At 47.1% G+C, this 16012-nt stretch carries 9 protein-coding genes; all 9 read right to left on the reverse strand.

Annotated elements, in window-relative coordinates; all coding sequences use genetic code 11:
* Positions 1 to 63: 63 nt before the first annotated feature.
* Positions 64 to 678, reverse strand: coding sequence for a hypothetical protein (locus tag ON006_RS12890; protein WP_244820201.1), 615 nt, complete (start codon positions 676 to 678; stop codon positions 64 to 66).
* A gap of 36 nt (positions 679 to 714) precedes the next feature.
* Positions 715 to 2286 (reverse strand): glycoside hydrolase family 30 protein, encoded by a 1572-nt coding sequence (locus ON006_RS12895; RefSeq protein WP_244820202.1) that lies wholly within the window; start codon positions 2284 to 2286, stop codon positions 715 to 717.
* Between the two features lie 273 nt (positions 2287 to 2559).
* Positions 2560 to 5730, reverse strand: a complete 3171-nt coding sequence (locus tag ON006_RS12900) for a glycoside hydrolase family 92 protein (RefSeq protein ID WP_244820203.1) — start codon at positions 5728 to 5730, stop codon at positions 2560 to 2562.
* 152 nt (positions 5731 to 5882) lie between these two features.
* The gene (locus ON006_RS12905; protein ID WP_244820204.1) at positions 5883 to 10217 is read right to left on the reverse strand and encodes a metallophosphoesterase; all 4335 of its coding nucleotides are present in this window, start codon (positions 10215 to 10217) and stop codon (positions 5883 to 5885) included.
* An 84-nt stretch (positions 10218 to 10301) separates the two neighbouring features.
* Positions 10302 to 11741 carry an NADH-quinone oxidoreductase subunit N gene (locus tag ON006_RS12910; protein WP_244820205.1) on the reverse strand — a complete coding sequence of 480 codons (1440 nt, stop codon included), beginning with the start codon at positions 11739 to 11741 and terminating at the stop codon, positions 10302 to 10304.
* Entirely contained in the window at positions 11731 to 13248 is a 1518-nt protein-coding gene (gene nuoM / locus ON006_RS12915) for an NADH-quinone oxidoreductase subunit M (protein WP_244820206.1), read from the reverse strand. Before nuoM ends, ON006_RS12910 begins: the two co-directional genes overlap by 11 nt.
* Positions 13245 to 15128 carry an NADH-quinone oxidoreductase subunit L gene (gene nuoL, locus ON006_RS12920; protein WP_244820207.1) on the reverse strand — a complete coding sequence of 628 codons (1884 nt, stop codon included), beginning with the start codon at positions 15126 to 15128 and terminating at the stop codon, positions 13245 to 13247. Before nuoL ends, nuoM begins: the two co-directional genes overlap by 4 nt.
* Before the next feature lie 24 nt (positions 15129 to 15152).
* Entirely contained in the window at positions 15153 to 15464 is a 312-nt protein-coding gene (nuoK, locus tag ON006_RS12925) for an NADH-quinone oxidoreductase subunit NuoK (RefSeq protein WP_244820208.1), read from the reverse strand.
* A complete protein-coding gene (gene nuoJ, locus ON006_RS12930) occupies positions 15461 to 16009 on the reverse strand; it encodes an NADH-quinone oxidoreductase subunit J (protein WP_244820209.1) in 549 nt (182 codons plus the stop codon). Before nuoJ ends, nuoK begins: the two co-directional genes overlap by 4 nt.
* Positions 16010 to 16012 lie beyond the last annotated feature (3 nt).

Here is a 16012-nt window from a genome sequence, read left to right on the forward strand (position 1 = left end):
ATCAAAGGTGGCGGCCATCTACGGCCGCCACGCAGTCAGTAACAACTGAGGGACGTTTTTTGATCAAAACTTATACAAAAAGCCCCCAAAACTGGCCATTATCAATGCAGCAACAACGATGCCCGATACCCCGATCAGCATCGCTTCCCGCTTCACACGGACCTGAAATTGCCGGTTTTCGGTGAAAAGATCACCACTAAGCATTAGCCTCCTGCGATAATGGGCGCATGCCAGATGCAGGAATACGCTCAGGACCGCAAACGAATAATAAGGAAGAAAAAATGACTTCGTATTGGGATCAACGGCGACATTGGCAGCGAAGTAAAAATCCGTTTCAATGTGCCATGAATAGCGGGCCATCAGCACCGCACGAACATGATTGATCAGAAAGAATGCAAGATAAAGCCCGCTGGCGACCTGTAAAGCCGAAACTTTCGATTTCCAAAAATGTGGTTGCTTAATGATCAGTACTATCCCACTGATCGTTTGCGTCAGTACGCTTAGCATTAAGCCAATTTCTACAAATGGAATTCTATATACGTTTCGAAACAGTCTCATCGTCGCCGTATGAGCATCGGGCCCCAAAAGGGCTAGTAAGTGATTGAAAAAATGAAATGCGATAAAAGTGATCAGTAAATATGCCGAAAGGCGATGAACGGTTTTCAGTGAAAGTCTCATACATTTTGCCGATGGGTGATCAAATACCTTCGCTGACTATGGGTGAATTTTACCTATAACGGTAACAATGCTCTTCGCATTGATCGTCAGATTGTTACCCTCTTTCAGAATTTGGGTTTGAACCAGATCCTTGTCGGCCGATGTCTCATATTGCTTTACGTCTTGTAACTTGCCCGCTGGCAAAGCAAGGTTGACATTAACTTTCTCTGTACCTGAATTGACTAAGACTGTGACTATTTCGCCAGTCGTGTTCTTGTATGATGAAGCAAGCAGGTCCGGATTACCAGGAAGCCCGGAAAGCTCAATCCTGACTGCTCCCGGCCGGATAAATGCGCTGAAATTACCCAAAGCCCACAGCATTTTTGATGTCTGGAATGATCCGTTTTCCTTGTTCTTGTCAATATAAACCAGCCCGTCTTTGTAGTCATATGGGGAAACAGCGAGCCACCAATGCCAGGCGGAGGCATTCGCATTGGCTAAATCATTGTGAATAACCCTTGCCACATACAGCGCGGTGTGGATCGTTAAGTCACGACCTTCTCCTTTAATTTCCCCCTCATTGTCACCCAAAACACAATACTCGGTCATCCAGTAGTCAAGCCCCGGCACTTTTTTAACAGCCGATGCCAGCTGTTTTCTTTTGATTTCTGAAAGCTCGAAGGGAGATGTCGTCAAATAACTGTGCCCGGAAATGACAGGATGTAAATTTGGAAGGCTACCCAGGTAATGTGCGGAATTTTTATCGAAAAAGGTATAGATATTAGTTCCTCTGGCTGGCATGCCAAAATCCGAATAGAGGTAGTCGATCTGTGCAGCTTCGGCGACTACAATCTGGGTGGGAAGTTTTCTTTTTAACAACGCGGCGCTTAAAGAACTGGTCACGGAAGCAACATGGTCATTCAGAAACGGCGTTCCCTCCTGCCCAGCATGGCTCCAATCCCACTGAGGCTCATTGATGGGGCTAATGTACTGAAAAGTAATGCCGGTACGGTTGCGAATCCCATCGACGATATCGGCTAAAAAATTGCTAAAATCCCCAAATTGCCCAGGTTTCAGATTGGGCTGTCCGTTGGAGGCATAACTCTTCCCGTTTACCGTTAAATGGACCGGCGGAGTATTGGGAAAAATAAGGAATTCATTTACACCGCGCGTCTTCGCAGCACTCATAAACCACAATTGGCCGGCTTGTTTGTCCCAATCGTAGGTACCGTCGGCTTTCCGAAAAGATTCCGTTCGCCTCCAATCATCTTTAATGCCACTCGCGTCACCTTGCTCAGTCGATCCCGATCCGACATTGAAACGCCAGAGAGAAAGACCAATACCCTTCAAGCCGCCAGTCGCCAGGGGCTCGTTACTGAAAAGCAAATCGGCAATCGCATTCTTTTTAGCATCAGGCCATTTTCCTACAAACTGACATGACCAGGTATCGGACGCCCCAAAATGTCTGATCGTTTGATGGGTAATATCCGGATTAATGTGCAGTTGAATAGTGCTGTCCCCGGCAATGCGATTTATATATAATCCGGTGCCGAGACAATTGAAGATACACCCCAGCGAGCAAAATAAAATCACTAACAAATGAAGCTGACCTCGTAACAGTGTTGACATAAAACAGGCATTAATAGATGAAAAATAGAAAAAGGGATAGCGTAGGTAACCCGTCCGGGATCCAGCCGATAGCAAAGCGCAGAACGACAAATCTGGATAGGATCAAGCAAAAGTAGGATTATACTGAGCTACCGAAGGGGCGGTATTCTCACATCAAAGAGGGGACAATTCAATAAAATGACATTTTCTGTATGAAAAATGTCATTTTATTGAATTCAAAAGGGCGAATTGAGATGAATATTGGCAGGTGTGTGGCGGATACTAAACCTTACATCATTCCGCAGCCGGAAGGGCACCTATACCCCATTTTATATTAGGCACCGGGCCCATTTCTAAAACGAGCGACCCGCCTTTTAACAGATCGGTAGCTTTGAACCAGAAATTGGTCAGGGGTTTCCCATTCAGGGTTGCATTTTGAACATATACGTTTTTCCGGGAAGTATTTTTAGCCTCAATGGTAAAGGTCTTGCCTCTTCCAAACTGCTCTCCAAGATTAATGACTGATTTTTTGAACATTGGACTTCCGATTTCATAAATCGGGTCGACGCGGGTTCCGCCGTCCGTTTGAAAGAGCCCGAGCGTGCTCATTACAAACCATGCACTCATTTGCCCCTGATCTTCATCGCCCAGATATGCATTGGAAACTTCATGCCCGTAATACCGGTCCACCACAGACCTGCTCCATTTCTGTGTCAGCCACGGCTTTTTAACCCAGTTGAAAAGAAAAGCAAAATGCATTGATTGCTGGTTTCCCTGTACCACCGGATAATCCCAATATTGATCATTCGGGCCATTATAGCGCCACTTTACGCTCTCATTGAATCCCCAATCCAGCCTTCTTACAAACTCACTTTCACCCATTGTTTTTGCCAAACCTGGGACATCCTGAGGGACAAAAAATGTAAGCTGCCAGGCATTACCTTCGACATAGTGATGGTTAGCGCCGGATTTAAAAGGGTCGAAATCTGCAAGCCAATTGCCTTTTGCATCCTTCATCCGGGCAAATCCGGTCTTGGGATCGATCACATTTTTCCACCAATTTCCTCTTTCGCCGAATTTCAGATAATCTTCTTTTTTATTCAATGCTTTGGCAAACTGGGAAACGGTATAGTCGTCAAAACTATATTCCAGCGAGTTCGAAAACCTCCCCTGATCATAAGGCACATACTGATGTTGCAAATAAGTCGTCAGGTCTTCGTTTCCGGCCCGTCCTCCGCCAATTGACTCGGCAGGGGTGGTTTGCATCTTGCGGACAGCCTCGTAAGCTTTGCCCACGTCGTACCCGCGGATGCCCATTTGGTATGCGCCTACGATCAGCGGGACTTCGTGCTCAGCCACCATCACGGGAATGTATTCCATCCCGGCAGGGCCTTTTGCCAGCCACCCCCCGCGGTCGTACATAGCCAGCTGGGATTTAACCCATCTGTTCGACCATTCGGGCGTTACCAGGTTCCAGAACTGGTTCAGGTTCCAGAACGTGTTCCAGAAAGCATCACAGCCCAATGCTACGTCATCTTTATTTTCAAATTTGTTGACTACTTCATCCGCATCGCGCCAGCTGCCATCCACATCACTGAATGTATTTCTGCTCGCCAGCGACCGGTACATATTGGTATAAAAGCGCTCTTTTTCACGTTTGTCGTTGCTCGAAATCGCTACCCGCCCCAGTAAATCATTCCAAACCTTCTCCTGATTACTTCTTACCAGCTCGAAATCCCAACCGAACGGGTCAGAGATTTCAGTTTTCAGATTGAGCGCAGCATTTTCAATACTTACATAGGAAATCCCCGACCGCACCTGCAAAACCTTGTTTTTTTCTGTATCAAATTCAAGATAAAGGCCTGCGTTCTTCGCGCTGTCTGCTGCCAGGTTCGTTTCCTTTTTCACTTCATCATTAAGCCATACCCCATAATTTTTAATGGGCTGATCAAATTCAATCACGAAATGTACCTTATATTGCTGATCGATCCCGCCCGACCAGACATTCCTTGAAAGCTGATCGCTATACCCCTCAATGCGCTGTGGACCCACTTTATCAATCTTCACGTTTTTGACCCTATACCCATATTCGGTCGGGATTTGAAGGTCTACCATGACGCGACCGACAGCACTTTCGTGGTAGGTATATTTCTGGAATGATCCACGGGTTGTCGCGGTCAGCTCAGCCGTAATGTTGTTGTCTGCCAGGTTCACTTTATAGTAACCCAAAGGCGCCTTCTCTGTGCTTTTGTCGATTCTTGAACGGTAACCTTCATCCGGATTATTCTGGCTACCCATTTTGATCTGCAACGGTCCGGAGGTTGGGAAAATACCAAGGCCCGTCATCGTCCATTCGTGAATGTGGCTGAATGTACCAATGGATTCGAAAGTAGGGTCATACCCCGCCTGCCAGCCTCCGTTTTGATTATCAGGGCTCAACTTAACCATTCCAAAAGGCATCCAGGGCCCCGGTGCGATCATCCATCTCGAATGTCCCGCTCCCAGCATGGTATTCACATAACCTGCCGGTGTTCTGAGTCTCTTTTTCGCCCGCTCTATCTTGCCGGAGCTTATGAGTTGCTTGTCTGCATAAACCTGAAATGTGGCTGATACAGACTGGGTAACCGCGGGCATAGGTGCTTCAAGAGTATAGCGTCCTTCTTCTATCTTTTGGGTTAAAATGACCTTTCCATCCACCTTTACTTCGATCACCGGCTCACTGCGAAGCTGCGTCACATCAATTAATAATGGCTGGATTAACTTTCCGTCAACGTTCAGTTCATAGTCGGCACTTTCTACATTCCTAAGCAGCGCTTTGCCGGGAGCAGAAAGGACCGCTTGCGCCGGACCTTCCAGTTTCACCTGATCAAATGCCAGCCAACCGCCTTGCAGTGTGGTCATTACAATCTCGTTAACCCCCGTTTTGATCAAATCCGAAGGAATGTCAATTTTAACGAGCTGTTCTTTGGGGTTAGCAGTAAATCTGCCCGGATCTTTAAAACCGGACCCTTTTTCAAGCTGGAATTCCCACGATTTACCATTGACAAGCACCTTAAAAAAAGGCGCAGACAGTGAATCAGTTTCCAGAATATCTACCACCAACATCCACTTACCGGCAGTCGGTTTATTTTTAATGTCAAATAACGCTGTCAGAAAATGGGACCTGATCCCCGAAGTACCTCCCGTACCACCCCAGCCATTGACCGGTCCGGGTAACACATAAGGCCAGTCTTTCTGGGTTTCAGAATGGCCTATCAGAAAAAAATTATCCTCATAGCCGAAGTCTTTTTCCAGAAAGCGTTTGAACTGATCAGGGGCCAGTGCCATACCCGAAGGCGAATTGTCAGCCTCTCCTATTTTCCATATCGTCTTTTCCTGACCATAGGTCTGCTGGAAAGCCAAAAAGAGTAATAAGAAAGGGGAAAATGCTCTTGCAAAAAAACGGACACCAACCTGTTGAACCATTACCTTACGTGATTATTTAGTTTAGAAAATACAAGCCGAAAAGTATGTTCGTATGTATGAACATAGAAAAGTATACAAAAACTTCGGAAACAAAAAATAAAGACGCAATGCTCACGATGAACATTGCGTCTTTTATCACCCGGAGATCTCATTTATTTCTTTATAATCTTCCAGGTACTTTGCTCATTTCCCTCCGTTAATCCCAAAATATAAAGGCCTGCCGGCAAGGCACCTATGTTGATTTCAAACGGTGTGTTCGCCAGCGGTTTCCTATCCCCTCGTTGCATTACTTTGCCATTGGTGTGATAAATACGCCATTGCAGCGATCCTCTCCAAAGGTGGTTACTTTTTAACAAAATGAAGTCTGAGGTAGGATTGGGATAGGCCGTTATGCCGTGAACAGAAAGAGGGTCGAGACCTACCAACAGGTTGACGGTCACAGTCCGGTTTCCCGAAACCAAACCATAACCACAGACATTGCGGACGGAATCCAACGAAAACACCGTAGTCTCACGAAGCGCTATCGTCCGTTCCAACACAGCCTGACTTGTATTTCCGCGCAGGGTATCAGTGCCATAGCGTAAGTAGTAGTAGACTGGCGGAGTACCGGTTAAAGCCACATTTAATTTGATCTCTTCTTTATTATAAATAGCTTCTTTGCTCACAGTAAAATTCCCCGCGGCCATTTTTCTAATGGTTATTACATCAGAATTACCCAATGTAAAATCAACATCCGGGTTTAACGCTTTCACCCGAATACGGTACTTATCGCTCTCCGATATTGATGTCGGGAGCAGTACGCGAAGAGGGTTAGCAGTACCGGTGCCCAGGACAACCGGCGTACCAAAGTTTCCATTCGGGTCGGACAGCTCAATGGCATATGTCCGTTGGCTGTTGGGACCTACGACCGAGTACGCAACTGAAATCGAATCCCCGTCGCAAAGTGCCGTTTTGAGAGGTGCGGATGTAAATCCGTTAATCTTGCCAACTGATAAAATCGGTTCTTTCACTTCCACCTGAACACTACCCGTTGCCTGTCCCACACCGCAGCTATTGGAAACCGAACTGATCGTGTAAGTACCTGTACGGCTAGCTTTGACCTGAATTGCTGTTGCTGTCGGAACGGAAGTACCCTTGCTGCTATCAGACAAAACATAATTCCACGGGCCACCTCCTTCAAACTTGACGGGTATCGAAAACAGTTCTCCTTTCCAGACAGATATCGTCGGGTTCGGAGTGATCGCTGCTTTGGGGAGTACCTTTACTTTCATTTCTGAACTTTCCAGCTGATCCATAAATGCGCTCTTGGTGGTAACCTTTATTTTATAATTCCCCTCCTCAATGTTAGATGGAAGTTGTACCACAATGGGGGATTTGGTCCCCTCAGCCAATGGAATGTCCCCGGAAGGAGCAACCAGCTTAGCCTCATACACCAGCGAAAAGTCTGTTTCATTGCCCAGGGCCGCAAAGTGCACACTTACCGTATCACCTGCGCAAACCTCCTGAGATGCCAATGTGGCATTAACCAGTTTGAATTGGTTGGTCCGCGGTGGGGGCGCCGAAGGAAGCGAAGTACTGATCAGCTGTGCATCAAAAGTAAATGGGTCTTTACTGGCGTCCATTGGATACACCAGCGGCGATATTGGAGTTAAATAGAAACTCACCAGAATATAATTGATACCATAGCTAAATCCCTTGTTGGTCAAAGTATAGGTTACTTCCTCCCGGCCATTAGCTATATCCGTGCTGGTAGTATTCTCTATGGTAACCTCCTGCCCGTTGATCAGGATCGATTGTACTTTGGTAGTAAAAGATTTCCGAGTGGCCAGGTTCTTATCCATCACTAACGTAAGCTTGAAATTGGCATAGGTTAATGTGGAGCCATTCAATATAAAACTTCGCCTGAACCACAACCTGTCGGCTACAATGAAAACTTTTTCCATCAGCTGATTGGGGAGCTTGTATCCCTCATCAGTGTGACCGAGTCCTAGTATACCTTTTTGAGGCAGTTCGAACGCTGGGGGAGAAAATGTCCATGACGCTACGCATTGCTCGCTCAACTTCACACTTTTAGTCGCGAAACCTGCCGACAATGGGTATAGCCACTGTGAACGGTAGGGAATAAGTGTATCATTAGTAACGGTGGGTTTGGGATTGACCACAGTTATATTGAAAGTATCAGCCAGGTAGCCAGTTTGGTCCCGGACATAAAAAGTGCTGCTGCTATTTGGCCCCAGGCTCAGCTCCCGTATGCCGGATGTAAGAATTTGATTCGGCTGCTGCGAAGAGTACCAATTATAATCACCGACCCAGGAGGCTTTCAGCTTCACAGCATCTCCGCCATTTTGTACGGTAAGATTTGTTTTTTTATTCACATCCTTCATCACCACAAAAGAGTCGGCGATCACGTAGCGGGGTGCCACGTCCGATTCCTTGATGAACTTCACATCCAGCCTGTTTTCTTTGAATACCAACTCTACAGAACCACCTTGCTTGTGATAAAAATCGGTGGTATTGTCCCCTGTCAGGTTGTCAAGAGGAGGAACGGAGGTACTGGGATGCTGGACACTTGAATTGGTTGGAAAACCTGCATCGTTATCAGTAGGATTATTAACATCGTACCATCCGCGTCCGGCTGATCCGGACATAACATAAGTATAAGCCGTCTCAGTGCTCTTTTTTATGTATGGACGGGATGCAGGATATCGCCCCAGATTTCCCGATTGGGAAAAGTCGGTGGTCCTGGCCTGGGCCCCACTTTTCCGGATCATCCCGGCCCGCAAGTATGCGTGTGAGTGAGATACTATCACAGCATCAACATGGTATTCCGGTTTTTCCAAAATAGGCAACAGCTTTTCCTGAACCCTTTTCATGTCGTACTCGGTAGGGAAATGCCCAATGGTGGAAAAGGGCGGCAAATGGAAGGTGACGACGGTCCATTTCTTTTTATTGCTCTTTAAATCTTTAACCAACCACTTGACCTGAGGAAGGGAGTCGATAGGAGTATTATAAGTATCGTCAAGCGCAATTGAATTTTTACTGAAGATATTATACAGATTCTGTACAAATGGTTTTACCCAGTTATCGGCCGTGTTTTGGCTTTCAATGAGCGGTGGGTTCAAAACCACAAAATGTATATCTCCCTGGTTAAAAGAGTAATAACCTTTCTTGTTATACGTAGGCTCTCCCCCTATTTGAGCACTATCCGGGTAAGCAAACGTAGAGAAACTGGCTGCTGTTTCTTTATGGTAGGCTTTCCTGACATAATAAGTAACACCATCACTGTGAACGTATTTTGTATCGTAGTCATAGTCGTGATTACCGATGACGGTCCAGGACGGGATATGTGAAAGCAGTTGTTGGTCATTGGGACGGTTGTAAAACTTAAACAGGGTTGTGTCCAATGCCGTTTGAAGCCCTTCGTAAGGGCTGGTATTTGAGTTATCCCCCAAAAATACCAGACCATCCACATTTGGATTATTCCGCTCACTCAGATAGGCCAGGTACGCATCGCGCACTTTGTAAGGCCGCGGATTTTTGTAAGTGCCGGCACCGGAATCGCCCAACAGCCAAAAACGCAACGCATGACTTGTGTCCGCAGGTGAAGGTAAGGTACGAAAGTAGTTCACCAGGGGATTATATTGCAATTGCCGGAACTCGTTACCGTCATAATAACCGACGTTATAATAGTATTTGGTATCGGGATTAAGGTTTTTCAATGTAACGCTGTGCAGCGTATCGTTCTTCGTGGAAGAAGCTTCCTGGTAAATTTCCAGATCGGGATTGGTGGTGTACCGGACCGTGGCCGTTGTCGCCACATTGGTATACCATTGAACTGTCATCCGATCATGAGAAGCGAGCTGCAGGTAAGGATACCGGAACAGGGACGGCGTTTGCCCCTCCAATTGAAGATCAAAAAGAATGTCGCTGCTCGTTTGGCCGGTTTGGTGTACTTCCGCAGCAATGAGGTTGTTGCCGTTTTGAAAAAGTGACGTACTCAGCAATGTATCAATGGTAAGCGAATCCCCGGCCATTCCAGTGTAGGGGTCATTCGGGTTGGCGTTCATATTTTTACGTTTTACCTCCACGCCATTAACGTAGATCACTATACCATCGTCCAGGTATGCCCGCAAACGAACTTTGCTATAGGCCGCTGTATTGGCTATGCTCACCGTTTTCCGAAAATAGAATGCGGGATAGTGCGGAGTCGTATTGTTGGGCCCTTTTTGAAGTAATGTATTGTAAAAATGGCTGCCGAAACCAAAAGGAGCAGTTCCGCTTTTCCAGGCTGCATCACTAAAACCAGAAGTTTTCCAGGTTGACGCAGGGGCAGTAGCACTTTCGGTAGCATACTTCCAGCTTGATTTATAAGGGACAATGATTTGCGCATTGACTTCTGAAATATTGAACAGCAGTACGCAAACCATTAGCCTGTGTAACCTGGCAATGGTTGACCAGGCACTGCGAGGTGCGAGCTTAGTTTCCATAACAACACTGAATTAGAGGATTATTGCGTCAATTTACATATTTATTCGGAGAAAAAATATGATAAATATTAGTTTGCGAACTTCTTACCTCAACCGAAACTGCTGGACAAAGCTGATAATCCTGTCGGGATAAACGCCAAGCCAAATAATGACGACAGCAAGTATGGAAAGGACAACGATACTGATCGCGAAAAAAAGAGGATGCTTCTCCTTGGGTTCGGGCAAATGATCATTGATTCCCGAAAACATGACCGTAATGACCCGCAAATAGTAATGCAGGCCGATGACGCTGCTACCGACCAATACAATGGCCAATAGCCAGAAACCGCTTTGAAGGCTGGTAGCCAGAATGTAGAATTTGCCCGTAAAACCTGCTGTGAGCGGAATTCCTGCCAGCGAAAGTAATGCAGAACTTAATATACAAGCCAGCACAGGGTGTTTCCAAAACAATGCTTTATACCTGGTCAACTCCTCAGCATCAGATTCTCTTTCGGACAAAACGGCTACGATCCCAAATGCAGCCAGCGTTGTAGCAAAATAAGCAAGCAGGTAAAAGCTTACCGCCTGCGGGGCCATCGCACTTCCCGGAATAAATGCCACCAGTAAATAGCCCAGATGTGCAATGGACGAATAGGCCAGGATCCGCTTGATGTTTGTTTGCCTCAATGCCAACAGGTTACCAACGATCATGGAAGCAATCGCAATGCATATCAGCAAAAACACCAGCCCTTCGAACCGGAATCCATCGATAGCTACAAAAAACCGCAACATTACGGCTACAACCCCTCCTTTGGAAGCTGTGGCAATAAACGCCGTGACCGGTACTGGCGCTCCCTGATATACGTCAGCCGTCCACATATGAAACGGGACCACCGCCAGTTTGAATCCAATGCCGACCAACATCAAACCTAACCCGATCAGAAATAACGGAGGAATGGTGTTCACATTAGCCAGCGCATCAGCCATATCAGAAAAACCCATACTGCCTGTTTGCAGGTAAATCAATGCCATGCCGAAAAGCAAAAATGCAGATGAAAATGCAGCCAGGATGAGATATTTGATTCCCGCCTCGATACTATGGTTCCTTTTTCGGAGGTAGGCAATCAATGCATACAAGCCCACGGTAAGAATTTCCAGTCCCAGAAAAAGAGAGATAAAATGCTCGCTCACGGCCATTACGCACGCTCCCAGCGTACACAGGAAAAGCAGCACATAATACTCTCTGGGGCCTTCTTCTTTTTCTTCAAAATAAATATAAGACAGAACATTGACGACCAGCCCTGAAAAAATGATAAGACCTATCATAAACGCCCCGAAATCGTCGATCACAAACAATGGATCAACATGATAAGGAAGCGAATCCCGGATGTAAATGAGGGAGGAAAATGAAACAATGAATAGTATCAGACTGGCGATCTGAATAATACGGTGGCTAAGTCTGGCGACGATCAGCATCATCACCAGCACGGAAGCTCCGGCGAGCAGCAACAATGGCATTAGTGCATGGAAATCGTTATCTGACATGGGATTGCTCGTATTTGATGTCACTATCAGGTTGCAACAGCTGTACCAGTCTGACAATGGCCGGCTTAGCAGTATTGATCACAGGCTGCGGGTACAAGCCCAGCCACACAATGGACACGGTAAGCGCGGTCATTATGATCATTTCTCTCAATGAAAAATCAGGTACATGTCCTGTCCCTTTCTCCGGCCCCAGAAATATTTTCTGGACAATGCGCAAAGAATACACCGCCGAAAAGATCAGACCGGAGGCGGCAATCACCGTTACCCAGAAATGGGCATGGAATACGCCCAGCAAAATCAGGAATTCGGCAATGAAACTCCCCAATCCGGGCAGCCCCAGCGAAGCCATGGCAAACACCATTCCGATCGTGCCCAGTCGTGGCATCTGCGTCCATAGCCCTCCCATCAGGTCCATATCCCTCGTATGCAGCCGCTCCTTGATCATGCCCGCCAGGATAAACAATGCGCCCGTGCTGATCGCGTGAGTTACCAGCTGCATCACCACGCCTTGCAAAGCCAGCTCATTGAAGGCGAAAATACCGGTGAGGACAAAACCCATATGGCTGACACTCGTAAATGCTACCAGTCTTTTCAAATCGGTTTGAGAATAGGCCAGCACTGCGCCATAAATGATTCCTATTACTCCCAATACCATGGCCGGAACGGCTACTTGTCTTGCAACATCGGGAAACAGCGGAATGACAAACCTCAACATGCCGTATGCACCCGTTTTTAAAAGCAACCCAGCCAGGATCAGACTGCCGGCAGTGGGCGCTTCGCCGTGTGCGTCGGGCAACCAGGTATGGAATGGAACAATGGGCAGCTTGACGGCAAAAGCGACCATAAAACCCATCATGAGCCAGATTGCAGTCTGCGAGGGAATAACGGTGCCCATCAATTCAAAGTAATTGAATGTGTAAACGCCCGTATTATTGCCATGAATAAAATAAAGCCCCAGGATCGCCAGGAACATCAGCAAACCACTCGCCTGTGTAAAAATAAAGAACTTGTATGCAGCATAAACCCTGTTTTCGCTTCCCCAAATCCCGATCAGGAAATACATTGGGATGAGCATTACTTCCCAGAAAAAATAGAAAAGGAAGAGGTCCATTGCCATAAAAACCCCGGCCACCCCGGCCAGTATCCAAAGCAGGTTGAAATAATAGAAACCTGTTCTCGTCTTGATTTCCTCCCATGAACACAACACGGCCAGGATTCCAATGAAGAATGTCAGTATCAGCAATAACAGGCTCAGCCCATCGACGGCCAGGTGAAAAGTAATGCCAAATGTAGGGATCCAGGTCATTTGATACTGCACAAGCCAGTTTTCGTCGCTATTGACATGCAGGACGTCGTGTTGGTCCAGCCAGAAAAGCACCAGTACCATCAGTCCGACGAGACAGGAAACCAATGCAATCCAGCGTGGAAAGCTTTTGTTCCATTTACCGGCAAGAAGCGCAATCACACCTCCTGTCATTAAAATCACGATCAGTAAAACCAGCATCATAACATCATCTGAATACCTAATATGACAATTGCACCGATTACCATGCCCATGATATACCACCGAAGCGAGCCCGACTGTGTCCGGGAAAGCAACCTGTAAAGTCCGTCCGTTACTGAAACAATGCCGGTATAAAGTCTGTCGACAAAATCAGCCTTATTGATCCTGGCTACAAAAACGAAAGGCCTGACCAACAAGACATTATATAACTGATCAAACGCCCAGCCGGAAAACCAGAACCTGTGCAAACCAACCAGCATTTCATTCTGTCGTAAATTTTCAATGCGTCGCGGCTGTTGACCATAATAAAAGTACCCGAGGAAGATGCCGCTGAAAGTAGCAAGAGCTGCCAAGAGCTGAAACATCCATTCAGAACTTACATCCGCACGCAAAATCGTTTCAGGCAAAACCCGATGCATCAAATCTGAAAAAAGTGCGAAATGACCGAAATTGTGTGGCAGCTCGATAAACCCGACGATTACTGAGAAAAAAGCCAGGACAATCAGCGGAATGGTCATACGCTTACCGGGGTGATGCCCTATCTGCGTTTTGGATTCGCCCCAGAATGTCAGGATCATCATCCGGGTGGTGTAAGCAGCGGTGAGCAATGCCCCCAGCAGCGCAACCGCCCATAGCAACGGGCTGCCTCCTTCCGCTCCCCAGGCGTACCAGAGGATCTGGTCTTTACTGTAAAAACCTGAACTGATGAGCGGTACCGCCGCCAGTGACGCCGCGCCGATCAGGAAAGTCCAGAAAACAACGGGCATTTTATCTTTCAACCCACCCATTCGAAACATATTGTGCTCATGATGAAGGGATTCAATGATCGCTCCCGCTGCCAGGAAGAGTAATGCTTTGAAAAAAGCATGGACCATAAAATGGAATACCGCCGCCGTCCATGCGCCCACGCCCAGTGCGAGAAACATATAGCCGATCTGGCTCATGGTCGAGTAGGCCAGTACCCGTTTGATATCGTATTGTGTGAGCGCAGTGAAGCCTGCGATCAGCAAAGTAGCGGCACCAATGATCGCTACAACCGTTTGGGCAATTACTGAAAGCTCAAAAACAATGTGCATTCTCGCGATCAGGTACACACCTGCAGTAACCATCGTGGCCGCATGTATGAGCGCACTCACCGGCGAAGGTCCGGCCATAGCGTCGGGCAGCCAGGTCTGTAACGGAAGTTGCGCCGACTTTCCTACACCGCCAGCCAGGAGCAGCAATGCGATAAGAGTGACTGTGGTATTATTTTGCTGCCATAATTCCGGTGCCCGGGCCGTAATGTCAGAAATTACCAATGTTCCCGATTGGTAAAAGACCATAAAAAGGCCGATGGCCATCGCCGTATCCCCTATTCTGGTGATGGTGAATGCTTTACGCGCCGCATAACCATTGGCCGGATTTTCATACCAAAACCCGATCAGCAGATAACTGCACAGCCCCACCCCTTCCCAGCCCAGGTACATCAGCAACAGGTTATCGGCCAGTACCAGCACTAGCATGGAGAATACAAACAAATTCATACAGGCGAAGAACCGCGAATAATCCTTATCGCCCTCCATAAAACCGGCGGAGTAAATGTGTATCAGTGCGCCAATGAATGTGATCACAAAAACAAAAACCAGCGACAGGGCATCCATCGTCAGCGTAATCTTAGCATTGAACCCGGCCACATCTATCCAGGTCCATAGTGTTTGGGAATAAAAACCGGTCTCTGACGAAAGCAGGCCCATTCCGATCACGAAGGTAATTAATGCTGAAAGGCATATGCTGCCCGCGCCAGTTGCGGCAATCAGTTTTTTGGACAAAAAGCTTCCCCCGAACGCAAGGATCAGAAAGCCGGCGAGGGGCAGGGCGGGTATAAGCCATAACTGGTTATCCATACGCATTCATTTTATTTAAATGACCTAACCGTTCATTTCTTTCAACTTATCGATATCCAGTGATTTGTGCTGGTGATAGATCTGCAATATCAAAGCCAGCCCGATGGAAACTTCGGCGGCCGCCATGGCTAGTATAAAAATGAACATAACCTGTCCGTCCGGCTGGCCCCAGTGGGAGCCTGCCGCGATAAATGCAAGCCCGGAAGCATTGAGCATAATCTCAACTGATAGCAGCATGAAAATGATGTTCTTCCGGATGATCACACCGGCGATACCCAGTGTAAAGAGCAGGCCTGCCAGCAGCATTACCATTTCGATGGAAACAGATGATTTCATAATACAGCCTCTTCGTGTTCTTCTTTTTCTTCTTTCAAAAACCGGTGCAAAACCAATCTTTTATGTCGCCCGATATGCGCCGCTCCTACCACCGCCGCCATCAGCAGCATCGCCGCCAGCTCCACGCCAATCACGTAAACCTGGAATAATGACATGGCCACTTCCCGGGGATTTACTGTTTTCGGATCATAAGCAGTACTTTCCGACGATAGTACCAAGTAAAGAAACTCGGCAAACAGTACCGCCGCCAGCAGTGACGGGCCAACCCAAACTTTCAGTTTCAGCCATTTGCGCTCCTGCTCCTCGGTTTCTTTTCCAAGATTTAAAAGCATGATCACAAAAATGAAAAGCACCATGATCGCCCCGGCGTAAATGATAATTTCAAGCAATGCCGCAAATGGCGCACCCAGTAGATAAAACAGCATGGAATGCGACAGCAAAGAGATGTTAAGATACAGCAAGGCATGCACCGGATTATGCCGGGTAATGACCATAAGCGTGGCTATTACGGTGACTGCTGCGGTTATATAAAAAGCGATATCCATGGG

This window comes from Dyadobacter pollutisoli, assembly GCF_026625565.1.
Lineage (GTDB): Bacteria > Bacteroidota > Bacteroidia > Cytophagales > Spirosomataceae > Dyadobacter > Dyadobacter pollutisoli.

What these genes read in the sequence shown, in the direction of transcription:
- ON006_RS12890 (WP_244820201.1), bottom strand. Translation starts at nt 678, where the DNA reads ATGAGACTTTCACTGAAAACCGTTCATCGCCTTTCGGCATATTTACTG.
- ON006_RS12895 (WP_244820202.1), bottom strand. Translation starts at nt 2,286, where the DNA reads ATGTCAACACTGTTACGAGGTCAGCTTCATTTGTTAGTGATTTTATTT.
- ON006_RS12900 (WP_244820203.1), bottom strand. Translation starts at nt 5,730, where the DNA reads ATGGTTCAACAGGTTGGTGTCCGTTTTTTTGCAAGAGCATTTTCCCCT.
- ON006_RS12905 (WP_244820204.1), bottom strand. Translation starts at nt 10,217, where the DNA reads ATGGAAACTAAGCTCGCACCTCGCAGTGCCTGGTCAACCATTGCCAGG.
- ON006_RS12910 (WP_244820205.1), bottom strand. Translation starts at nt 11,741, where the DNA reads ATGTCAGATAACGATTTCCATGCACTAATGCCATTGTTGCTGCTCGCC.
- nuoM (WP_244820206.1), bottom strand. Translation starts at nt 13,248, where the DNA reads ATGATGCTGGTTTTACTGATCGTGATTTTAATGACAGGAGGTGTGATT.
- nuoL (WP_244820207.1), bottom strand. Translation starts at nt 15,128, where the DNA reads ATGGATAACCAGTTATGGCTTATACCCGCCCTGCCCCTCGCCGGCTTT.
- nuoK (WP_244820208.1), bottom strand. Translation starts at nt 15,464, where the DNA reads ATGAAATCATCTGTTTCCATCGAAATGGTAATGCTGCTGGCAGGCCTG.
- nuoJ (WP_244820209.1), bottom strand. Translation starts at nt 16,009, where the DNA reads ATGGATATCGCTTTTTATATAACCGCAGCAGTCACCGTAATAGCCACG.